The sequence below is a fragment of the Massilia sp. Root351 genome (assembly GCF_001425045.1).
Lineage (GTDB): Bacteria > Pseudomonadota > Gammaproteobacteria > Burkholderiales > Burkholderiaceae_D > Rugamonas.
On sequence record NZ_LMDJ01000010.1, the window covers coordinates 31,962 to 55,537 of the forward strand.

The 23,576-nt window shown below is 66.9% G+C and carries 13 protein-coding genes and 1 riboswitch; of the genes, 9 read left to right on the plus strand and 4 right to left on the minus strand.

Annotated elements, in window-relative coordinates; genetic code table 11:
* Nucleotides 1-98: 98 nt before the first annotated feature.
* Nucleotides 99-8,693 (plus strand): GH36-type glycosyl hydrolase domain-containing protein, encoded by an 8,595-nt coding sequence (locus ASD15_RS12655; RefSeq protein ID WP_229418169.1) that lies wholly within the window; start codon nucleotides 99-101, stop codon nucleotides 8,691-8,693.
* A 17-nt stretch (nucleotides 8,694-8,710) separates the two neighbouring features.
* Here ASD15_RS12655 and ASD15_RS12660 read toward each other — a convergent pair whose 3' ends face one another.
* Entirely contained in the window at nucleotides 8,711-9,286 is a 576-nt protein-coding gene (locus tag ASD15_RS12660) for a TMEM165/GDT1 family protein (protein ID WP_057155348.1), read from the minus strand.
* Nucleotides 9,287-9,375: 89 nt separating this feature from the next.
* Nucleotides 9,376-9,484: riboswitch (yybP-ykoY riboswitch) on the minus strand.
* Between the two features lie 99 nt (nucleotides 9,485-9,583).
* On the opposite strand from ASD15_RS12660, the gene ASD15_RS12665 reads away from it, so the two are divergent.
* Nucleotides 9,584-11,434 carry a M1 family metallopeptidase gene (locus ASD15_RS12665; protein WP_057155349.1) on the plus strand — a complete coding sequence of 617 codons (1,851 nt, stop codon included), beginning with the start codon at nucleotides 9,584-9,586 and terminating at the stop codon, nucleotides 11,432-11,434.
* Complete coding sequence (locus tag ASD15_RS12670; RefSeq protein ID WP_229418167.1) at nucleotides 11,431-13,104, plus strand: serine hydrolase; 1,674 nt, start codon at nucleotides 11,431-11,433, stop codon at nucleotides 13,102-13,104. Before ASD15_RS12665 ends, ASD15_RS12670 begins: the two co-directional genes overlap by 4 nt.
* Nucleotides 13,105-13,131: 27 nt before the next feature.
* Here the strand turns inward: ASD15_RS12670 and ASD15_RS12675 are convergent, their stop codons facing one another.
* The 3 genes from ASD15_RS12675 to ASD15_RS12685 form a co-directional block, all read right to left on the minus strand.
* Nucleotides 13,132-13,995, minus strand: a complete 864-nt coding sequence (locus ASD15_RS12675; RefSeq protein WP_057155350.1) for a hypothetical protein — start codon at nucleotides 13,993-13,995, stop codon at nucleotides 13,132-13,134.
* 29 nt (nucleotides 13,996-14,024) lie between these two features.
* Nucleotides 14,025-14,717, minus strand: a complete 693-nt coding sequence (gene aqpZ, locus ASD15_RS12680; RefSeq protein ID WP_057155351.1) for an aquaporin Z — start codon at nucleotides 14,715-14,717, stop codon at nucleotides 14,025-14,027.
* Nucleotides 14,718-14,819: 102 nt separating this feature from the next.
* Nucleotides 14,820-15,626 carry a class I SAM-dependent methyltransferase gene (locus ASD15_RS12685; protein ID WP_057155352.1) on the minus strand — a complete coding sequence of 269 codons (807 nt, stop codon included), beginning with the start codon at nucleotides 15,624-15,626 and terminating at the stop codon, nucleotides 14,820-14,822.
* A 274-nt stretch (nucleotides 15,627-15,900) separates the two neighbouring features.
* Here ASD15_RS12685 and ASD15_RS12690 point away from each other — a divergent pair, with 274 nt between their 5' ends.
* The 6 genes from ASD15_RS12690 to ASD15_RS12715 are packed head-to-tail and all read left to right on the plus strand — an operon-like array spanning nucleotide 15,901 to nucleotide 23,567.
* Nucleotides 15,901-17,538, plus strand: coding sequence for a TldD/PmbA family protein (locus ASD15_RS12690; RefSeq protein WP_057155353.1), 1,638 nt, complete (start codon nucleotides 15,901-15,903; stop codon nucleotides 17,536-17,538).
* A 15-nt stretch (nucleotides 17,539-17,553) separates the two neighbouring features.
* Entirely contained in the window at nucleotides 17,554-18,891 is a 1,338-nt protein-coding gene (locus tag ASD15_RS12695; protein WP_057155354.1) for a TldD/PmbA family protein, read from the plus strand.
* 12 nt (nucleotides 18,892-18,903) lie between these two features.
* Nucleotides 18,904-20,541 (plus strand): TldD/PmbA family protein, encoded by a 1,638-nt coding sequence (locus ASD15_RS12700; RefSeq protein ID WP_057155355.1) that lies wholly within the window; start codon nucleotides 18,904-18,906, stop codon nucleotides 20,539-20,541.
* 14 nt (nucleotides 20,542-20,555) lie between these two features.
* A complete protein-coding gene (locus ASD15_RS12705) occupies nucleotides 20,556-21,893 on the plus strand; it encodes a TldD/PmbA family protein (RefSeq protein ID WP_057155356.1) in 1,338 nt (445 codons plus the stop codon).
* Nucleotides 21,894-21,951: 58 nt separating this feature from the next.
* Nucleotides 21,952-22,572 carry a DUF4159 domain-containing protein gene (locus ASD15_RS12710; RefSeq protein WP_057155357.1) on the plus strand — a complete coding sequence of 207 codons (621 nt, stop codon included), beginning with the start codon at nucleotides 21,952-21,954 and terminating at the stop codon, nucleotides 22,570-22,572.
* 2 nt (nucleotides 22,573-22,574) lie between these two features.
* Complete coding sequence (locus ASD15_RS12715; protein ID WP_373888175.1) at nucleotides 22,575-23,567, plus strand: AAA family ATPase; 993 nt, start codon at nucleotides 22,575-22,577, stop codon at nucleotides 23,565-23,567.
* Nucleotides 23,568-23,576: the final 9 nt, after the last annotated feature.

The window sequence follows — 23,576 nt, forward strand, 5'->3', positions numbered from 1 at the left end:
CGACGATAGGTTTCCGTGAGGTTAGCGCCGGAGCGTTGCAGGACGGTGCGCAGGATGACGATTCCCCGTTGCGCGCGGAATTGTTCAGCGCGCAGCAGATGGCGGCCCACGGCAAGACGCTGGCCGAAACCCATGAACTGAGCAAGCGCGGCGGCCCGGACCGCCTGCTGGCGCGCCTGGCGGAAAACGCCGAGGTGATCGCCCAGACCTGCGACGAGCTGACCGACGCGGTCAAGAATTCGCGCCAGATCACCCCCGCATCCGAGTGGCTGCTGGACAACTCCTACCTGATCGAAGAACAGATCCGCACCGCGCGGCGCCACCTGCCCAAGGACTACAGCAAGGAGCTGCCGCGCCTGGCCAGGGGCGCGCCGGACGGCACGCCGCGCGTGTACCAGATCGCGCTGGAAATCATCGCCCACGGCGACGGCCGCGTCGATCCCGAAAGCCTGTGCCGCTTCGTCGACGCCTACCAGGAAGTGTCCACGCTGAAGCTGGGCGAACTGTGGGCCATCCCCATCATGCTGCGCCTGGCGCTGATCGAGAACCTGCGCCGGGTGGCCGCGCGCGTGGCCGAGAACCGCATCGAGCGCGACCTGGCCAACAACTGGGCCGACCAGATGATGGAGATCGCCGACAAGAACCCGAGCGGGCTGATCCTGCTGGTGGCCGACATGGCGCGCTCCAATCCGCCCATCACCAGCGGCTTCGTGGCCGAACTGGCGCGCCGCCTGCAGGGCCAGAGCGCCACCCTGACCCTGGCGCTGACGTGGATCACGCACCGCCTGGCCGAATCGGGCCAGACCATCGAGCAGCAGATCCAGACCGAGATCCAGCACCAGGCCGCCGAGCAGGTCTCCATCGCCAACAGCATCGGCAGCCTGCGCTTCCTCGGCACCATGGACTGGCAGGAGTTCGTTGAAACCATGAGCGCGGTGGAACAGACGCTGCGCCTGGACCCGGCCGACATCTACGGCGAAATGGACTTTGCCACCCGCGACCAGTATCGCCACGTGATCGAGAAGCTGGCCAAGCGCTCGCCGCACAGCGAGTCCGAGATCGCCGTGATGGCGCTGCAGCTGGCCAGCGCGCGGCGCGACGGCGCGGACCCGCGCCACGCCCACATCGGCTACTACCTGGTGGGGCGCGGCGTGCTGATGCTGGAGCGGCAGGCCGGCGTGCGCCTGCCGCCGCTGGCGTCGCTCCAGCGCACCACGCGCGCCTCGCCGCTCACTTCCTACCTGGGCGCGATCGCCGCCATCACGGTGGTCATTTCCGGCCTGCTGGTGGAACGCGCAGGCAACCAGGGCGTGGAGGGCTGGCAGCTGGCCGTGCTGGCTCTGCTTGCCGTGCTGTGCAGCAGCCAGCTGGCGCTGGCGCTGGTGAACTGGGCCGCCACCCTGCTGACGCGGCCCAACCCCCTGCCGCGCATGGACTACAAGCAGGGCATTCCGTCCGACGCGCGCGCGCTGGTGGTGGTGCCCACGCTGATCTACAGCAAGGAGAACGTGGCCGAACTGTGCGAACAGCTGGAAGTGCGCTTCCTGGCCAACCGCGACATCAATCTGCGCTTCTGCCTGCTGACCGACTTTGCCGACGCCAAGGAAGAAGCGCTGCCGGGCGACGCCGCGCTGCTGCAGCAGGCGCAGGAGGAAATCCGCCGCCTCAACGAGCTGTATACGGCCGGCGCCGACACCACGCCGCGCGGCGCGGCAGTCACGGCCGGCCCGCAGGGCAACGCGCCGGCCGGCCCCTTCCTGCTGCTGCACCGGCCGCGCCTGTGGAACGCCGCCGAGAACGCGTGGATGGGCCGCGAGCGCAAGCGCGGCAAGCTGGAAGACCTGAACCGCTTCCTGCGCGGCGGCGCGCGCGACCGCTTCGCGCTGGTGGTGGGCGACACCAGCGACCTGGAAACCTTCAAGTACGTCATCACGCTCGACACCGACACCCAGCTGCCGCGCGACGCCGCGCGCCAGTTCGTGGCCACCATGCAGCACCCGCTGAACCGCCCCGTGATCGACCCGCGCCGCAACCGCGTCACCGAAGGCTACGGCATCCTGCAGCCGCGCGTGGCGGTCAGCCTGCCCAGCGAGCAGGCCTCGCGCTACGAGAAGCTGTGCGGCGGCGAGCCGGGCATCGACCCCTACACCCGCACCGTGTCCGACGTCTACCAGGACGTGTTCTACGAAGGCTCCTTCATCGGCAAGGGCATCTACGACGTGGACGTGTTCGAGCGCGTGCTCGGCGCGCGCCTGCCGGACAACCGCATCCTCAGCCACGACCTGCTGGAAGGCTGCTACCTGCGCGCCGGCCTGCTGAGCGACGCGCAGCTGTACGAACAGTATCCGGCCCGCTACAGCGACGACATCAGCCGCCGCCAGCGCTGGATGCGCGGCGACTGGCAGCTGCTGTCCTGGGTGGTGGGCAAGGTGCCGCTGCGCGGCGGCCAGCGCGAACGCAATCCGCTGTCGGCGCTGTCGCGCTGGAAGCTGTTCGACAACCTGCGCCGCAGCCTGGTGGCGCCGGTGCTGACCTTGTCGCTGCTGCTGGCCTGGAGCGCGCTGCCCAACCCGTGGTTCTGGACCCTGGCCGTGCTGGCGGTGATCTTCGTGCCGCCGCTGGCCAGTTCGCTGTACGACCTGGCGCACAAGCCGCGCGACACGCTGTGGACGCAGCATGTGAACGCCACCGCGCGCCGCAGCGGCATGCAGTTCTCGCACGCGCTGCTGACACTGGTGTTCCTGCCCTATGAATCCTTCTTCGGCCTGGACGCCATCGTCCGCACCCTGTGGCGCATGACGGTGTCCAAGCGCCGCATGCTGCAGTGGCGCGCCTCGGCGCTTAGCCAGCAGGGCAAGCATTCGGGCAACGAACTGGCCGACTACTGGCGCACCATGTGGGCCTCGCCCACGCTGGCGCTGGTGGCCGGCGTGGCGCTGCTGGCCTGGCGGCCGCAGTCCTTCGCCGCCGCGCTGCTGTTCCTGGCCGGCTGGCTGGCCGCGCCCGTGGTGGCGTGGTGGATCAGCCAGCCGCTGCGCCGCGAGCAGGCCGCGCTCAGCCCCGAGCAGAACACCTTCCTGCATATGCTGGCGCGCAAAACCTGGGCTTACTTCGACACCTTCGTCGGCCCCGAGGACAACTGGCTGCCGCCCGATAATATGCAGGAGCATCCGGTGCAGGTCATCGCGCACCGCACCTCGCCTACCAATATGGGCATGGCGCTGCTGGCCAACCTGTCGGCGCACGACTTCGGCTACATCAGCGGCGCGCAGCTGGTGGCGCGCACCGCCGGCACGCTGGACGCGATGGCCAGGCTGGACCGCCACCAGGGCCACTTCTACAACTGGTACGACACGCTGACCATGAAGCCGCTGTACCCGATCTATATTTCAACGGTCGACAGCGGCAACCTGGCGGGCCACTTGCTCACCCTGCAGCAAGGGCTGCTGGAACTGGCCGACCAGCCCATCGTCGCACCGCAGGTGGTCGACGGCATCGGCACTTCCATCCTGGTGCTGATGGAGGCCGTGGCCCAGGTGCCGGGCGGCGGCGTCGACGTGCCGGACGAGCTGATCCAGCTGCAAAAAGAGCTGGCGCCGCTGCGTCCCCTGTATCCGGCCAACCTGATCGAGCTGCACGCCTGGCTCAAGCGCGCCGCTGCCGCCAGCGCGGCCTATCAGCCGGGCGAGGCCACCGCGCAGATGTGGGCCGCCGCGCTGGCGGTGCAGTGCAAGGCCGCGCTGGACGACCTGCTGCTGCTGGCGCCGTGGGTGACGGCGGGCGAAGTGTTCGACGCCAACCTGCTGCGCATCCCCACGCTGCGCGAGCTGGCCGCCATGCCGCAGGGCGCGCAGGGCTACGCGCAGGCCGACCTGGCGCCGGGCGAACGCGAACGGCAGCAGCAGCTGGGCTCGCTGGTGGCGCAGGGCGCCGCGCAGGCGCGCCAGCGCATCGACAAGCTGGTCCAGCTGGCGCGCCAGGCGCAGGAGTTCGCCCAGGTGGAATACGGCTTCCTGTTCAACCCCACCACCAATTTGCTGGCCATCGGCTACAACGTCACCGAGCGCCGGCTGGACGCCAGCTATTACGACCTGCTCGCTTCCGAAGTGCGGCTGGCCAGCTTCGTCGCCATCGCCCAGGGCCAGCTGCCGCAGGAGCACTGGTTCGCGCTGGGACGCCAGCTGTGCATGCTGGGCGGGAAGCCGGTGCTGCTGTCGTGGAGCGGTTCCATGTTCGAGTACCTGATGCCGCTGCTGGTGATGCCGAACTACCCCAGCACCTTGCTGGACCAGACCTACAATTCCGTGATCGGCGCGCAGATCGACTACGGCAAGCAGCGCAGCGTGCCGTGGGGGATCTCCGAGTCCGGCTACAACACGGTGGACGCGGCGCTCAACTACCAGTACCGCGCCTTTGGCGTGCCGGGCCTGGGCCTGAAGCGCGGCCTGGCCGACGACCTGGTGGTGGCGCCGTACGCCAGCATGATGGGGCTGATGGTGCATCCGGAAGCGTCCTGCGCCAACCTGCAGAAAATGGCCGGCCTGGGCTTCATGGGCCGCTATGGCTTCTACGAGGCGGTCGACTACACGGCCGCGCGCCTGCCGCGCGGCCAGAACCATGCGGTGATCCGCTCCTTCATGGTGCACCACCAGGGCATGGGCCTGCTGTCGCTGAGCTACCTGCTGCACGACCGGCCGATGCAGCGCCGCTTCGAGGCCGATCCGCTGCTGCAATCGACCTTGCTGGTGCTGCAGGAGCGCAGCCCGCAGGCCGGCGCCTTCTACTCCAACACCGCCGAGCAGGCCGCCATCCGCACGGTGGCGCAGGAGCAGGCGCTGCCGATGCGCATCCTGACCCAGCCCAACGCGCCGGTGCCGGAAACCCAGCTGCTGTCGAACGGCCGCTACCACGTGATGGTGACCAGCGCCGGCGGCAGCTACAGCCGCTGGAAGGACTTGTCCGTGACGCGCTGGCGCGAGGACAGCACGCGCGACAACTGGGGCAACTTCTGCTATGTGCGCGACCTGGACGACGGCACCTACTGGTCCACCACCTACCAGCCCACGCTGGCCGAGCCGCGCAAGTATGAAGTGATCTTCTCGGAAGGGCGGGCCGAGTTCCGGCGCAGCGACCGCGACCTGGAGCTGTACACCGAGATCGTGGTGTCGCCGGAGGACGATATCGAGATGCGGCGCACCCGCATCACCAACAAGTCCGACCGCCGCCGCACCATCGAGGTGACCAGCTTTGCCGAAGTGGTGATGGCGCCGGCCCCGGCCGACGCGGCCCACCCAGCCTTCTCCAAGCTGTTCGTGCAGACCGAAATCCTGCCGCAGGAAACGGCCATCCTGTGCACGCGCCGCCCGCGCGGCAAGGAAGAGCACATGCCCTACATGCTGCACCTGATGACCTTGCACGACGCGGCCATCAGCAACGTTTCCTATGAAACCGACCGCGCGCGCTTCATCGGCCGCGGCAACACCGCCATCGCGCCGCGCGCCATGCTCGAGCCCGGTCCGCTGAGCGGCGCCGAAGGCTCGGTGCTGGACCCTATCGTGTCGATCCGCTACCAGATCGTGCTGGAGCCGGACGAATCGGCCACGGTCGATATCGTCACCGGCATGACCGACACGCGCGAGTCGGCGCTGCACCTGATCGACAAGTACCAGGACCGCCACCTGGCCGACCGCGTGTTCGAGCTGGCCTGGACCCACAGCCAGGTGGTGCTGCGCCAGCTGAACGCCAGCGAAACCGACGCGCAGCTGTACGGCCGCCTGGCCAACAACGTGATCTATCCGAACGCGTCGCTGCGCGCCGACGCCGGCATCCTGAGCAAGAACCAGCGCGGCCAGTCCGGCCTGTGGGCCTACGCCATCTCCGGCGACCTGCCCATCGTGCTGCTGCAGATCCGCGACCCGGCCAACATCGAGCTGGCGCGCCAGATGGTGCAGGCGCACGCCTATTGGCGCCTGAAGGGCCTGGTGGTGGACCTGGTGATCTGGTACGAGGACCTGTCCGGCTACCGGCAGGCGCTGCAGGACCAGATCATGGGCCTGATCGCCTCCGGCATCGACGCCCAGGCCATCGACCGCCCGGGCGGCATCTTCGTGCGCATGGGCGAGCAGATCGCGCCGGAGGACCGCATCCTGCTGCAATCGGTGGCGCGCGTCATCATCAGCGACGACCGCGGCACCCTGGCCGAGCAGCTCAAGCGCCCCGGCCCGGCGCCGCTGCGCATGCCGCCGCTGATGGCGGACCCGCGCGGCGAGTACGACGAGGCCGGCCCGCACCTGCACAGCCCGCAGGGGCTGCAGCTGGCCAACGGCATCGGCGGCTTCTCGGCCGACGGCAGCGAATACGTGATCGTCACCAGCGAGGGCCAGCGCACGCCCGCGCCGTGGTCCAACGTGCTGGCCAACCCGCAGTTCGGCAGCGTCATCTCCGAGAGCGGCCAGGCCTACACCTGGCAGGAGAATGCGCACGAATTCCGCCTCACGCCGTGGCACAACGACCCGGTGTCCGACGGCAGCGGCGAGGCGTTCTACCTGCGCGACGAACAGAGCGGGCGCTTCTGGTCGCCCACCGCCTTGCCGGCGCGCGGCAGCGGCGACTACGTCACCCGCCACGGCTTCGGCTACAGCACTTTCGAGCACACCGAGGCCGGCATCGCCACCGAGCTGACCACCTACGTGGCGCTCGATGCGCCGCTGCGCTACACCGTGCTCAAGGTGCGCAACGACTCGCAGGTGCCGCGCAGGCTGTCGGCCACCGGCTATGTCGAGTGGGTGCTGGGCGACATGCGCTCCAAGTCCGGCATGCACATCATCACCGAGCTCGATCCGATCAGCGGCGCGCTGTTCGCGCGCAACCCGTACAACACCGAGTTCTCGGGCCGGGTGGCCTTCTTCAACGCCGACGCCGCCACCCGCTCGGTGACGGCCGACCGCACCGAGTTCCTGGGCCGCAACGGCACGCTGGCCGATCCGCAAGCGCTGCACCGGGTGCGCCTGTCCGGCAAGGTGGGCACGGCGCTCGACAGCTGCGCCGCCATCCAGGTGCCGTTCGACCTGCTGCCGGGCCAGGAGCGCGAGATCGTGTTCCTGCTGGGACTGGGCGGACGCCGCAATGCCGACGCCTCCAGCATGGTGCAGAAGCACGGCGGCCGGGCCGCCGCGCGCGATACGCTGGAAGCGGTGCGCGCGCACTGGCACAAAACGCTGGGCGCGGTGCAGATCGCCACGCCGGAAGCAGCGCTGGACGTGATCGCCAACGGCTGGCTGATGTACCAGACCATCGCCTGCCGCATGTGGGCGCGCAGCGGCTACTACCAGTCCGGCGGCGCATTCGGCTTCCGCGACCAGCTGCAGGACGCGATGGCCATGGTGCACACCGAACCGCAGCTGCTGCGCGACCATATCGTGCTGTGCTGCGCGCACCAGTTCGTGGAAGGCGACGTGCAGCACTGGTGGCATCCGCCGTCGGACCGCGGCGTGCGCACCCACTGCTCGGACGACTACCTGTGGCTGCCGCTGGGCGTGGCGCGCTACGTCGCCACCACCGGCGACCAGAGCGTGCTGGACGAGGTGGTGCACTTCCTTGAAGGACGCCCGGTCAAGCCGGAAGAGGATTCCTATTACGACATGCCGACCCGTTCGGCCGTCACCGGCAGCGTGTACGAGCACTGCGTGCGCGCCATCCGCAACGGCTTGCGCTTCGGCGTGCACGGCCTGCCCCTGATCGGCTCCTGCGACTGGAACGACGGCATGGACAAGGTGGGCGAGGAGGGCAAGGGCGAGAGCGTGTGGCTGGCCTTCTTCCTGTACGAAGTGCTGCAGCGCTTCGCCGAGGTGGCCGATCGCCACGACGGCGCGGCGTTCGCGGCGGAGTGCCGCGAGGAGGCCCGCAAGCTGGCGGCCAACGTGGAGCAGAACGCGTGGGACGGCCAGTGGTACCGGCGCGCCTACTTCGACGACGGCACGCCGCTCGGCTCGCACGAGAACGAGGAATGCCAGATCGATTCGATCTCGCAGAGCTGGGGCATCCTGTCCGGCGCGGCCAGCAAGGAGCGCGTGCACGGCGCCATGGCGCAGGTCGACCAGCGCCTGGTGCGGCGCGACTTCGGGCTGATCCAGCTGCTCGATCCGCCGTTCGACAAGGCCGACCTGAATCCCGGCTACATCCGGGGCTACGTGCCGGGCGTGCGCGAGAACGGCGGCCAGTACACCCACGCCGCCATCTGGACCGTGATGGCGTTCGCCAGGATGGGCGACGTCGAAAAGGCCTGGGAGCTGATGCGCATGATTAATCCGGTGCAGCACGGCAGCACGCCGGAATCGAGCGCGGTGTACAAGGTGGAGCCTTACGTGGTGACGGCCGACGTGTACGCGGTGTCGCCGCACGTGGGGCGCGGCGGGTGGAGCTGGTATACCGGTTCCTCAGGCTGGATGTACCGCCTGATCCTGGAGTCGCTGCTGGGCCTGACGCGCACGGCCGACAAGCTGTCGCTGGCGCCGCGCATTCCGGCCGCCTGGCCGGGCTACACGCTGACCTACCGCTACGGCGCCAGCGTGTACACCATCGCGATCCAGCGCGCAGGCGCGCCGGGCCTGACGGTGGACGGCGCCGTGCAGCCCGGCATTGAGATCCAGTTGGTGGACGACGGCCAGCCGCATGCGGCGACGTTGACGCTGTAGGGCGCCGCATCCGCGCCTCAGATGCCGAACGAGGCGCCGGCGCCGAGCAGGGTGGCCACGCCGATGGCCGCGAAGAGGGCGGCGGCTATGCCGTGCACCAGCTTGAGCGGAATCCTGGCGGCCGCGCTCTTGCCCAGGTAGACCGCCGGCACATTGGCCAGCAGCATGCCGAAGGTGGTGCCGGCGACGACGGCCAGCAGGCTGTCGAAGCGCGCCGCCAGCGCCACGGTGGCGATCTGGGTCTTGTCGCCCATCTCGGCCAGGAAGAAGGCGATCACGGTGGCCACGAACACGCCGTATTTGGCGGTGGGCTGCTCGTCCTCGTCGATCTGGTCGGGGACCAGTATCCACGCCGCCATGGCCAGGAAGGATATGCCCAGCACCCAGCGCAGCACGTCCGGCCCCATCAGGCCGGTGATCCAGCTGCCCAGCGCACCGGCGAAGGCGTGGTTGGCCACCGTGGCGGTAAAGATTCCCAGCACAATGGGCACGGGGCGGCGGAATTGCGCGGCCAGGCAGAAGGCGAGCAGCTGGGTTTTATCGCCGATTTCAGCGAGGGCAACGATGCCGGTGGAGAGGAGAAATGCTTCCATGTGATGAGGTCTTCAGGGCCGGACGTTAACCAAAGATCCAGGAGCGACTCCGGCCCAAAGCGGCCGCTCCCCGATCGATAGTCTCGCCAAGCTGCGCGGCATCGCACTGTGTGCGTGCCGCAGCCACCTGCGCCACGGCCTGCGGGCCGATTATGTTGACGCAGGTTCTTCCGGTGGGGCCGGAAGCCGACTACTCCCTAAAGTTCTTTTCGCATTGTATCAGACTGGCCCGCTGAGTGAAAAATCCAGCCCTTGTATGCTATTCTGCTCCGCGCCCTTTCTTAACCAAAGAAGCCTATGCAAAACCATACCCCCCTGCGCTTGCTGTTGTGCGCGCTGCTGGCCCAGGCCGGAACCGCCCTGGCGCAAGACCCGCTCAGCTACGCCCGCTACGACCAGGTCCGCACCACGGACCTGCACCTGGACCTGAAGGCGGACTTCAGCAACAAGACCCTGAGCGGCTACGCCGAACTGACGCTGAACTGGCTCGACAAGTCGGCCCGCTCGCTGGTGCTCGACACGCGCCAGCTCAGCATCGCCAAGGTGCAGGTGCTGCAGCCGAACGGCCGCTGGAGCGCCGCCTCCTACATGATGGACAAGCCGGACGCCGAGAAGGGCCAGGCGCTGCGCATCGCGCTGGCCAACCAGCCGCAGAAAGTGCGCGTCTATTACCGCACCGCGCCCACCGCGTCCGCGCTGCAGTGGATGACGCCGCAGCAGACCATGTCCGGCAAGCGCCCCTTCATGTTCAGCCAGTCCGAAACCATCGACGCGCGTTCCTGGGCGCCGGTGCAGGACACGCCCGCCGTGCGCTTCACCTACAGCGCCCGGGTCGATGCGCCGTCCGGCCTGCGCGTGGTGATGAGCGCCGAGAACGACCCGCAGGGTACCGGCCAGGGCGGCTGGAAATTCAAGATGCCGCAGCCGATTCCGTCCTACCTGCTGGCCATCGCCATCGGCGAGATCGAAGTGCGCAGCCTGGGCCCGCGCACCGCCGTGTACGCCGAGCCGGCCCGCATCGACGCCGCCGCCTACGAGCTGGCCGACACCGAGAAGATGATCGACGCGGCCGAGTCGCTGTACGGCCCTTACCGCTGGGGACGTTACGACATGCTGGTGCTGCCGCCATCCTTCCCCATCGGCGGCATGGAAAACCCGCGCATGACCTTCCTCACGCCCACCATGATCGCGGGCGACCGCAGCCTGGTCGACCTGATCGCGCACGAACTGGCGCACTCCTGGTCCGGCAACCTGGTCACCAACGCGTCGTGGAAGCACTGGTGGCTCAACGAGGGTTTCACCACCTACGTCACCACCCGCATCGTGGAAAGCCTGTACGGCGCCGAAGTGGCGCAGATGGGCCTGCAGCTGGAGCAGGAGGAGCTGTTCGCTTCGCTGAAGGACATCCCGGCGCCGAAGCAGGCGCTGATCACGCGCGACCCGGACACCGGCAGCGCCACCTACACCGACGAAGGCCTGGCCTATCCCAAGGGCGCCTGGCTGTTGCACACGCTGGAGCAGCGCGCCGGCCGCGCCGTGTTCGATCCTTTCCTGCGCGGCTGGTTCGACCAGCACGCCTTCCAGTCGGCCACCACCGAGCAGTTCCTGAGCTACCTGCAAAAAAACCTGCTGGCCCAGCATCCGGAAGTGATGGCGCAGACCGAGCTGGATGAGTGGCTGTACGGCGCCGGCGTGCCGGCCAGCGCCAAGCGCGTCACCTCGCCGCGCCTGGCCGGCCTGGACGCGCAGCGCGACGCCTGGCTGGCGGGCGAGCTGGCCACCACCAGCCTGGCCACCAAGAACTGGATCGCCATCGAATGGATGCACTTCCTGAACGATATCGACGGCAAGGCCACGGCTGCGCAGCTGAAGGAGCTGGACCAGGCTTTCGGCCTGGCCAGGAGCGGCAACAATGAAGTGGCGTTCCGCTTCTACCTGGCGTCCGTCAAGGCGGGCTACGACGTGCGCGTGCCGCTCAACAGTTTCCTCATGAGCGTGGGCCGCAAGAAATTCGTGGTGCCGCTGTACACCGCGCTGCTGAAGAATCCGGCCGAGCGCGACTGGGCGCTGGCGCTGTACAAGCAGGCGCGCCCGCGCTACCACCCGGATACGCAAAAGGCGGTCGACCAGCTGCGGGACAAGAAATGAGCGCCGTGCGCACCATGTTGAACCGGAACTTGAACTCGAGCCGCATCCGCCTCGGCAAACCGGCCGCCGCCCTGGCGCTGGCCATCAGCGCCGGCGCCGCCTTCAGCGGCGCGGCATGGGCCCACGGCGAGGCCCCGGCCTCCCCGGTCCCGGCAGCAGCGTCGGCCGCCGCGCCGGCGGCGTTCGACCTGGACGCCGACGTCAACCGTGTCCTGAGAACCTTCGACGTGCCCGGCATCGCCATTGCCATCGTCAAGGACGGCAAGGTGCTCGCCGCCAAGGGCTACGGTGTGCGCAAGCTGGGCGATCCGGCGCCGGTCACCGGCCGCACGCTGTTCGAGGTGGCCTCCAACTCCAAGGCCTTCACCGCCGCCGCACTGGCCATGCTGGTGGACGAGGGCAAGCTGAAATGGGACGACCCCGTCACCAGGCACCTGCCCGGTTTCCAGATGTACGATTCCTACGTCACCGGCGCCATGACCGTGCGCGACCTGCTGACCCACCGCAGCGGCCTGGGCCTCGGCGCGGGCGACTTGATGTGGTGGCCCACCTCCACTTTCACCAGCGACGAGATCATCGAGCGGCTGCGCTACATCAAGCCGGCCACCAGCTTCCGCAACAGCTATGCCTACGACAACCTGCTCTACATCGTGGCCGGCAAGATCATCGCCGACAAGGCCGGCAAGCCATGGGGCGACGCGGTGCGCGAGCGCATCCTGGCGCCGCTGGGCATGGACGGCACCACCACCAGCGTGGCCGCCATGGTGCAAACGGCCGACTACTCGGCGCCCCACAGCAAGGTGGGCGAGGCTACCACCGTGGTCAAGCCGATGCCGGTGGAGAATGCGATCGGCGCGGTGGGCGTCAACACCAGCGCCGAGGACATCGCGCGCTGGATGAACATGCTGCTGAACGGCGGCAAGGCGCCGGACGGCAAGCAACTGCTCAGCGAGAAGCAGCTGGCCGAAATGTGGACCGCGCAAACACCGATGAAGATCAGCGAGCCGAAGCCGCCGCTGGCCGCCACCAAGCCGAACTTCGCCGCCTACGGCCTGGGCTTCCAGCTGCGCGACTATCGCGGCCGCAAGGTCGCCCTGCACGGCGGCGCGCTGCAAGGCTTCTACTCGCGCATGCTGCTGGTGCCGGAAGAGAAGCTGGGCATCGCCATCTTCACCAACGCCGAGAACAGCGGCGCGATGGCGGCGCTGCAATGGCGCCTGCTGGACCAGTACATGGACGCGCCGGCGACCGACTGGATCGGCATTGTCGCCGCCGACGAGCAAGCCAAGCACAAGGAAGAATTGGCGAAGGTGAGCAAGGCCGCCAGCGCGCGCGCGGCCAAGTCGCAGCCGTCGCTGTCGCTGGCCTCGTACGAGGGCGAGTACCAGGATGCCTGGTACGGCCTGGTGACCATCCAGCGCGAAGGCCGGAAGCAGGTCATGCGCTTTGTGAAAACGCCGGACCTGGTGGGCGAGCTGGAGCACTTCCAGCATGACACCTTCATCGTGCGCTGGCGCCAGCGCAACTTCAACGCGGACGCCTACGTCAGCTTCGCGCTGAACCCGGACGGCAGCATCGAGCGCATGAAGATGAAGCCGGTGTCGGCCGAGACGGATTTCAGCTACGACTTCGACGACCTGGACCTGAGGCCGGTGCCTGCCAAAAAGTAGGGCGGGTTCGCGGAGCGTAAGCCGCCATCACGGCTGCCGCAGCTCGAACACGCGGCGCTTGCGCGCCGTGATTTCCGCCATGCCGCGCTGGAAGGCGGGGATGCTGTTGAACAGGCGCTCGAAGCTGCCGTCCTTTTTCGCCAGGCGCAGCCCGCGCTCGATGCGCGCGGCCAGCTCCGGCCGGCTGCGGCTGACGAAGAAATAGAAAGGCACGCGGTAGTGCAGGAATATGGTGGACTCGACCTGCAACCCTTCGCCCGGGTGCTGCTCCAGCTCCGCCCACGCCTCCTGCGCGCCGCGCGGCATATAGTCGAAGCGTTTCACGCGCAGCATGGGGAACAGGTATTCATAGCCGCCGGAGGTTTCCACCGGCAAGCCGTTAAAGCGCAGCACCCCGGTCGATGGCCAGTTGGTGCCTGCGCCGGCCTTCAGCCGGCGCAGGTCGTCCAGCGTGCGCACCGCCGCGAAGCGCGGCGCGTCCTCGCTGCGGATCAGGAATACGCGGTAGTCGTTCAATTCCTTGATCAGTGAAATGCGCACCGGCAGCAGCTCGGCTTCGCGCTGGCGGTCGGTGCCGTCCCACATCACGTTGATTACGCCATTGTTTTTCAGTTCGGTATTGCGCCGCAAGCTGGTCAATTCCTGGCCGTAGTAGGCCAGCGCGTACGGGCCGTCGGAGGCCACGGTCTTGTCCAGGGCAAGCTTCAGCAGGCGGGGGAAATAGGCGGCATGCTCCTTCGCGCTGGGGGAGACGGCGGGCAGCACGAAGCGCTGTATGGCCGGCGGTGTCGCCGGCTGCGGCGCGGCTGCCGACCGCTGCGGCGCGCAGCAGGCCAGCAGCAGGGCCAGGGGAAAATAAAGCTGGTTCATCACGCCGCTATAGTAGCGCATGGCGGCGTGATGCGGCCGGATGCAAGCGCTTAGTTCTTGGCCTCATCGGCGATGAGGCGGTACACCAGCGCGCCCAGCACGGCGCCGGCGATCGGCGCCAGCCAGAACAGCCACAGCTGGCTTACCGCCCAGTCGCCCACATACACGCCCACACCGGTGCTGCGCGCCGGGTTGACCGAGGTGTTGGTGACAGGGATGCTGATCAGGTGGATCAGCGTCAGCGCCAGGCCGATCGGCAGCGGGGCGAAGCCGGCCGGCGCGCGGCGGTCGGTGGCGCCCAGGATCACGATCAGGAACATCATCGTCATCACCACTTCCGTCACCAGCGCGGCGGTCAGCGAATAGCCGCCCGGCGAATGCTCGCCGTAGCCGTTGGAGGCCAGGCCGCCGGCCAGGCTGAAGCCCGCCTTGCCGCTGGCGATCAGGTACAGCACGCCGCCGGCGGCGATGGCGCCCAGCACCTGCGCCACGATGTAGGGCAGCAGCTTGCTGGCCGGGAAGCGGCCGCCGGCCCACAGGCCGATCGATACCGCCGGATTCAGGTGGCAACCCGAGATGTGGCCGATGGCATAAGCCATGGTCAGCACCGTCAGGCCAAACGCCAGCGACACGCCCAGCAGGCCGATGCCGACCCCGGGAAACGCCGCCGCCAGCACCGCGCTGCCGCAGCCGCCCAGCACCAGCCAGAAGGTGCCGACAAACTCTGCGCCATATGCTTTCATAGATACCCCTTAGTAAATTTAACGAATTAACAATTTATACCGGGGTGCAAGAAATGTCCATCCTTCGATGCGGCAGCGCCCTGCAAACAGCCAGCGCTCAGCCTATGGCTTGACGAACTTGAGCGTCATGCGGTCGCTCTCGCCGATGGCCTGGTACTTGGCGCGGTCCTTGTCCTTGTTGGTGTAGGTGGGCGGCAGCGCCCATACGCCGTTTTCGTGATCGGCCTTGTCTTTCGGGTTGGCGTTGATTTCCGACCGGGCCGCCAGCTTGAAGCCTGCGCTCTCCGCCAGTTTGATGACATAGGCTTCGTGCACGTAGCCCGAACTGGCCTTGTCGTCCTGCTTCATGCCGGCCGGCAGGCGGTGCTCCACCACGCCGAACACGCCGCCCGGCTTCAGCGTGTCGTACACGCTGGCGAACAGCATCTTCAGGCTGGCGTCGCCGTTGCCGATCCAGTTGTGGATGTTGCGGAAGGTGAGCACCATGTCCGCGCTGCCTTTCGGCGCGTAGCTGTATACATTGTTGTTCGGCTCGAAGGCGCCCAGCACCACCTTGTCATAGGAGGCCGGCACCGCGTTCAGGCGGTCCTGGAAGCGGGCGGCGGCCTTGCGCACGTTCTCGGTGGCCGAGCCGGGCGTGCTGCCGGCGGCGATCAGCTTGCCGTCCTTGCGCAGGTAGGGGCCGAGGATCTCGGTGTACCAGCCGCCGCCCGGCGCCAGTTCCACCACGGTCATGTTGGGCTGGATGCCGAAGAAGGTCAGCGTTTCATATGGGTGGCGGGCGGCGTCGCGCGCCACGTTGGCCGGCGTGCGCGCGGTGTTGGCGATGGCTGCCTTGAGCGCGTCGTCGGCCAGCGCAGGGGCGGCCAGGCCACAGGCGATCACTGCGCCGAGTATGAATTGTTTCATGCATGTCTCCAGGTTGTTGACGACGCGTGGCGGTCGTCTGCGCCGATCATCGGGGAACTCGCTGGTCGGGTCAAGCAGATTCGACAGTGTCCGCGCCGCCCCGTCCGGACACCGGGCGGACACTCGCGCGGACACTTCGGACACCCGCGGCTTGCGTCGCGCAAGCCGGTATCGGCCTGCGTGCTGGAGTGGGGCGGCGGCGCCGAAAACATTTGCAATGGCATAAAACTTGCGTCATGGTGTGCTTTCCGGCGAAGGTTCTTTTGGAGAGATTATGGAACGACGTGCATTCCTCAATATCAGTGGTTTGGCCCTGGGCACGATGCTGCTGCCCGCATACGGCAGGGCGATCGCGGCCGAAGAGCTGCTCAAGCCGGCGGACACCGCCTTCAAGAAAATGCTGGCCGATACGGCCATGACGGCCGCCACCCAGGCCGGCGCCAGCTACTGCGACGTGCGCATCGGCCGCTACCTGAACCAGTTCCTCACCACGCGCGACCTGAACGTGGAGAACATCACCAATACCGAATCGGCCGGCGTCGGCGTGCGCGTCATTGCCCACGGCGCCTACGGCTTTGCCGCCACCAGCGACGTCTCGCCGGACGGCGTGGCGGGCGCGGCGCGCCAGGCGGTGGCCATCGCCAAGGCCAACTCCAGGCTGCAAAGCACGCCGCTGCAGCTGGCGCCGGTGACCGGCGCCGGCACCGTGTCCTGGGCCACGCCCTACAAGAAGGACTGGCGCGCGGTGCCGATCAAGGAAAAGGCCGAGCTGCTCATCGCCGGCAACAAGGCCGGCCTGGACGCGGGCGCCAGCTTCATGCAGTCCTTGCTGTTCCAGGTGAACCAGCAGAAGTACTTCGCTTCCACCGACGGCTCCTATATCGACCAGGACCTGCACCGCCTGTGGGTGCCGTTCTTTGCCACCGCCGTCGACAAGGGCACCGGCAAATTCCGTTCGCGTTCCGGCCTGTCGTCGCCGGTCGGCATGGGCTACGAATACCTGGACGCGCGCAAGGAGGACAAGTTCCAGGCCGCCGGCGGCGTCACCACGCTGTACCGCAACTCCTACGACCTGATCGAGGACGCCCGCAACGCCGGCAAGCAGGCCAAGGCCAAGCTGTCGGCCAAGTCGGTCGAGCCGGGCAAGTACGACCTGGTGCTCAGTCCCGAGCACATGTGGCTCACCATCCATGAATCCGTGGGCCACCCGACGGAACTGGACCGCGTGCTCGGCTACGAAGCCAATTTCGCCGGCACCAGCTTCGCCACGCTGGACAAGTGGCAATCGAAAAAATTCAAGTACGGCTCGGACATCGTCAACATCGTCGCCGACAAGACCGCCCCGGGTTCGCTGGGCGCGGTCGGCTACGACGACGAAGGCGTGAAGTGCAAGCGCTGGGACATCATCCGCGACGGCGTGCTGGTGAACTACCAGGCCACGCGCGACCAGGCCCACATCATCGGCGAGAAGGAATCGCACGGCTGCTCGTACGCGGACAGCTGGAGCAGCGTGCAGTTCCAGCGCATGCCCAACGTGTCGCTGGAGGCGGGCAAGAAGAAGCTCACGCCGGACGACATGATCAAGGACGTCAAGAAGGGCATCTACATCGTCGGCGACGGTTCCTTCTCGATCGACCAGCAGCGCTACAACTTCCAGTTCGGCGGCCAGCTGTTCTACGAAATCAAGGACGGCAAGATCACCCGGCCGCTGGAAGACGTGGCCTACCAGTCCAACACCCAGGAATTCTGGAACGCCTGCTCCGCCATGTGCGACGAGCGCGACTGGCGCATGGGCGGCTCCTTCTTCGACGGCAAGGGCCAGCCGTCGCAGTCGTCCATCGTCTCGCACGGTTCGAGCACCACGCGTTTCAACGGCATCAACGTGATCAACACCGCCCGCAAGATCGGATAAGGACAGGACGACGACATGAAGATTTTGAGTCAGGAAGAAACCAAGCGCATTTGCGACAAAGTGCTGTCCCTGTCCAAGGGCGACGAGTGCGAAGTGAAGGTCACCGGCAGCCGCACCGGCAATATCCGCTATGCGCGCAACGCGGTCTCCACCGCCGGCCTGGTGGAAGACAGCCAGCTGGCCGTGGCGGTATCGTTCGGCAAGAAGCAGGGCGTGGCCACCATCAACGAGTTCGACGACAAGTCGCTGGAAAAAGCCGTGCGCCGCGCGGAAGACCTGGCGCGCCTGGCGCCGGACAATCCCGAGTTCATGCCCACCGTATCGAAGCAGGAATACAAGGCCAGCAACACCTACAGCAAAAGCACGGCGGCCATCGACCCCGACTTCCGCGCGCAGGTGGCCGCCTACAGCATCGAAAACAGCCGCAAGAACAAGCTGCAGGCGGCCGGCTTCTTTACCGACAGCACTTCCTTCGAGGCCATCGCCAACTCCAGGGGCGTGTTCGGCCACCAGGAAGAAACCGGCGTAAACTTCACGCTCACGGTGCGCACCGAGGACGGGCGCGGTTCCGGCTGGGTACGGCGCGACGCCGGCGACGTGAACAAGTTCGACGCGCGCGAAGCGTCCGACGTGGCGATCGAAAAGGCGCTGCGCTCGGTGGACGCCAAGGCGCTGGAGCCGGGCCGCTACACGGTGATCCTGGAACCGGCCGCCACCTCCGATCTGCTGGCTTATATGTTCAGCGCCCTCGATGCGCGCAGCGCGGACGAAGGCCGCAGCTTCCTGTCCAAGAAGGGCGGCGCCAACCGCCTGGGCGACAAGCTGTTCGACGAGCAGGTCAACATCTGGTCCGACCCGTGGGACAAGGACATCGCCGTCACGCCGTGGGACAACAACACCTACCTGGCGCGCGAGCGCATGGACATCATCAAGAACGGCAAGGTCGCCGCGCTGGACTATTCGCGCTACTGGGCGCAGAAGCAGGGCAAGCGCGCCGTCGGCTCGCCGGGCAACTTCATCATGGCTGGCACCAGCAAGGAAACGGCGGAGCTGATCGCCAACACCAAGAAGGGCGTGCTGGTCACGCGCACCTGGTACATCCGCATGGTGGACCCGCAATCGCTGCTGCTCACCGGCCTCACGCGCGACGGCACTTTCTACATCGAGAACGGCAAGATCAAGCACCCGATCAAGAACTTCCGCTTCAACGAAAGCCCGGTCACCATGCTGAACAACATCGAGGAGCTGGGCAAGCCGGTGATACTGGGCGGCGACGAGTCGCCGTACAAATTGCTGATTCCGGCGATGAAAGTGCGCGACTTTAACTTCACGTCCCTGTCGGACGCGGTGTAATCAGGAGAGATTGTGGAACGACGTACATTTTTGAAGGTGGGGGCCATTACCGGCGGCACCCTGCTGGTGCCGGTGTTCGGCCACGCCATCGCGGCTGAAGAACTGCTCAACCCGATGGCGGTGCAGTTCAAGAAATCGCTGGCCGACGCCGCGATGAACGCCGCCACCAGGGCCGGCGCCAGCTACTGCGACGTGCGCATCGGCCGCTACCTGAACCAGTTCATCACCACGCGCGACCTGAATGTGGAGAACATCGTCAACACCGAATCGAGCGGTGTTGGCGTGCGCGTGCTGGCCAACGGCGCCTACGGCTTCGTGTCCACCAATGTGATGACGCTGGACTCGGTGGCCGAAGCGGCGCGCCAGGCGGTGGCCATCGCCAAGGCCAACGCGCGCCTGCAGGCCGAGCCGGTACGCCTGGCCCCCGTCAGGGGCGTCGGCGAAGTGGCGTGGGCCACGCCCTTCAAGAAGGACTGGCGCACGGTGCCGATCAAGGACAAGGCCGAGATGCTGATCGCCGCCAACAAGGCCGGCATGGACGCGGGCGCCAGTTTCATGCAGTCCACCCTGTTCCAGGTGAACCAGCAGAAGTACTTCGCCTCCACCGACGGCTCCTACATCGACCAGGATGTGCATCGCCTGTGGTCGCCGTTCACCGCCACCGCCGTGGACAAGGCCAGCGGAAAATTCCGCACCCGCCAGGGCCTGTCCTCGCCGGCCGGCATGGGCTATGAATTCTTCGACGCCAAGGCGCAGCACAAGATCCGCGCGCCGGGCGGCGTGACCACCTTGTACAAGGACGGCTACGACCTGATCGAGGATGCCCGCGCCGCCGGCAAGCAGGCGCGCGAAAAGCTCGGCGCCAAGACCGTGGAGCCGGGCAAGTACGACCTGGTGCTTAGTCCCGAGCACCTGTTCCTCACCATCCACGAATCGGTCGGCCACGCCACCGAGCTGGACCGCGTGCTGGGCTACGAGGCCAACTACGCCGGCACCAGCTTCGCCACGCTGGACAAGTGGCAGTCGAAGAAATTCAAGTACGGCTCCGACATCGTCAACTTCGTGGCCGACAAGACCGCGCCGGGCGCGCTGGCCACCGTCGGCTACGACGACGAAGGCGTGCAATGCAAGCGCTGGGACATCATCAAGGACGGCGTGCTGGTGAACTACCAGGCCACGCGCGACCAGGCCCACATCATCGGCGAGAAGGAATCGCATGGCTGCTCCTATGCCGACAGCTGGAGCAGCGTGCAGTTCCAGCGCATGCCCAACGTGTCGCTCCAGGCGGGCAAGAAGCAGCTTACGCCGGACGAGATGGTGAAGGACGTGAAGAAGGGCATCTACATCGCCGGACGCGGCTCCTTCTCGATCGACCAGCAGCGCTACAACTTCCAGTTCGGCGGCCAGCTGTACTACGAAATCAAGGACGGCAAGATCACCCAGCCGCTGGAAGACGTGGCCTACCAGTCCAACACCCAGGAATTCTGGAACGCCTGCTCCGCCATGTGCGACGAGCGCGACTGGCGTATGGGCGGCTCCTTCTTCGACGGCAAGGGCCAGCCTTCCCAGGTCAGTGCCGTGTCGCACGGATCGAGCACCACGCGCTTCAACGGCGTGAACGTCATTAACACCGCCCGCAAGATCGGCTAAGGAGCTAGCGCAAGATGAAATTTTTGACCCAGGAAGAAGCCAAGCGCATCTGCGAGAAGACGATCGCGTTCTCGAAGGCCGATGAATGCGGCGTGAGCCTGCGCGGCGAGCGCGAAGGCAATATCCGCTACGCCAACAACGCCGTCTCCACCGCCGGCCTGGCCGAGGACACGCAACTCAGCGTCACCGTCTCCTTCGGCAAGCGGGTGGGCAGCGCCACCATCAACGAGTTCGACGACAAGTCGCTGGAAAAAGCCGTGCGCCGCGCCGAGGACGTTGCGCGCCTGGCGCCGGAGAACCCGGAGTTCCTGCCCAACGTGACCGCGCAGCAGTACAAGGCCACGCCGACGTGGAGCAGGAACACCGCCGCCATCGATCCCGAGTACCGCGCCGAAGTGGCGTTCCGCAGCATCGAGGCCGCGCGCAAGGCCAGGCTGAAAGCGGCCGGCTTCTTCGACGACACCACCTCCTTCCAGGCGCACGCCAACTCGAACGGCGTGTTCGGCTACCAGGAGCTGACCAGCCTCGGTTTCACCGTCACCACCCGCACCGAGGACGGACGCGGCTCCGGCTGGGCCAAGCGCTACGCCAACGACGCCGGCAAGTTCGACGCGCGCGAGGCCTCGGCCATCGCCATCGAAAAGGCGGTGCGCTCGGCGGACGCCAAGGCGCTGGAGCCGGGCCGCTACACCGTGATCCTGGAGCCGGACGCCACCTCGGACATGCTCAACTTCATGTTCGGCGCCTTCGACGCGCGCAACGCGGACGAGGGCCGCAGCTTCCTGTCGAAGAAGGGCGGCGGCAACCGCGTGGGCGAGAAGCTGTACGACGAACAGGTGAACGTGTGGGCCGATCCGTGGAATCCGGACGTGCCGGTGCTGCCTTGGGACAGCGCGTCCATGCTGGCGCGCGAACGAGCGGACATCATCAAGAACGGCGTGGTGGCCGGCATGGACTACACCCGCTACTGGGCGCAGAAGCAGGGCAAGCGCGCCATCGGCCGCCACGGCAACATCATCATGTCCGGCGGCAGCAAAAGCACCGAGGAGCTGATCGCCAGCACCAAGAAGGGCGTGCTCGTGACCCGGACCTGGTACATCCGCATGGTCGACCCGCAATCGCAACTGCTCACCGGCCTCACGCGTGACGGCACCTTCTACATCGAGAACGGCAAGATCAAGCATCCGATCAAGAACTTCCGCTTCAATGAAAGTCCGGTCGCCATGCTGAACAACATCGAGGAACTGGGCAAGCCCGTGGTCGTGGGCGGCACCAACGCCAACTTCCAGATGCTGCTGCCCGCGATGAAGGTGCGCGACTTTAACTTCACGTCCTTGTCCGATGCCGTCTGAGCGCGCGGCGGGTTATGCGCAGCCCTAACCCGCCGCGCACAGCAAGGGACTAACGCACATGGCCTCCTACGATTTCTACTTCACCCGCCTGACTTACGAGTCGGGCGACTGGGATGTGGACGTGCGCATGCCGAGCAACGTGCTCAACTCGCTGGTCGAATACACGACCCTGCGCGTCGATCCCGTCGAGCGCATCGTGGCGCTGTCCGATCCGAAGATGCTCGAAGCGCCTTTCTGCTACCTGGCAGGCCACAAGCTGGTGCAGTTTACGCCCGCCGAGCGCAAGCACTTCGAGCGCTATGTGAAGGGCGGCGGCTTCGTGTTCGTGGACGACTGCAATCACGATATCGACGGCTTGTTTGCCAAGTCCTTCGAGGCCGAGCTGGCCAGGATGTTCGGCCCCAAGGCCTTGCACAAGATCCCGAACAGCCACCCTGTGTATTCGAGCTTCTTCAAGTTCGACGGCCCGCCCAACACCAGCGTGGAGCTGAACGGCTGGGGCGACGACCTGGTGCACGACTACCTGAAGGCGATCGAGTTCGGCGGCCGCGTGCGGGTCTTGTACAGCAACAAGGATTACGGCTGCGAGTGGGACTACGACTTTCGCAACAAGCGCTGGCTGGTGGTCGACAACACGCGCTTTGCAGTCAACATTATTCAGTACGCATTGGGAGCTTGAACGTGTCTGTGCAGTGGAATGAAAATGAAATCGGCGCGCTGAGCGCCAAGGTGGCCGCGCTCAAGGCCAGCATGTCGAAAGTGATCATCGGCCAGCAGGACGTCATCGATGCGCTGGTGATCTGCCTGCTGGGCGGCGGCCACGCGCTGGTGGAAGGCGTGCCGGGACTGGGCAAGACGCTGCTGGTGAAATCGCTGGCGCAGGCCACCGAGATGGAATTCCGCCGTGTGCAATTCACACCCGACCTGATGCCGTCCGACATCGTCGGCACCGAGATCCTGGAAGAAGAACACGCCACCGGCAAGCGCGAATTCCGCTTCCAGCAGGGCCCGGTTTTCACGCAGGTGCTGCTGGCCGACGAGATCAACCGCGCGCCGCCGAAGACGCAGTCCGCGCTGCTGGAGGCGATGCAGGAGCGCGCCGTCACCTTCGCCGGGCAGACGCACAAGCTGCCCAAGCCCTTCTTCGTGCTGGCCACGCAGAACCCGATCGAACAGGCGGGCACTTATCCGCTGCCGGAAGCGCAGCTGGACCGCTTCCTGCTGCGCATCGACGTCGGCTATCCGAGCGAGGCGGAGGAAGTGGCCATGGTGTCGGCCACCACGCACGCCGGCCTGGCCGACGCGCAGCCGGTGATGGACGTGGCGACCCTGTTGCGCCTGCAGCAGCTGGTGCGCGACATCGAGATCGGCGAGCACCTGCTGCTGTACGCGACGCGCCTGGTGCGCGCCACGCGGCCGAAGGAGAGTGCGGTGGCGGCGGTGCGCAAGCACGTGGGCTGGGGCGCCGGTCCGCGCGCCGGCCAGGCGCTGGTGCTGGCCTCCAAGGCGCGCGCGCTGATGCACAACCGCCTGGCCGTCACGCGCGAAGACATTGCCGCCATGCTGCTGCCGGTATTGGCGCACCGCGTGCTGCGCAACTTCGAGGCAGAGGCGGACGGCGTCGCCATCGCCGACATCCTGGCCGCACTGCGCAACGATATCCGCCCTGACTAAGCTGGACTT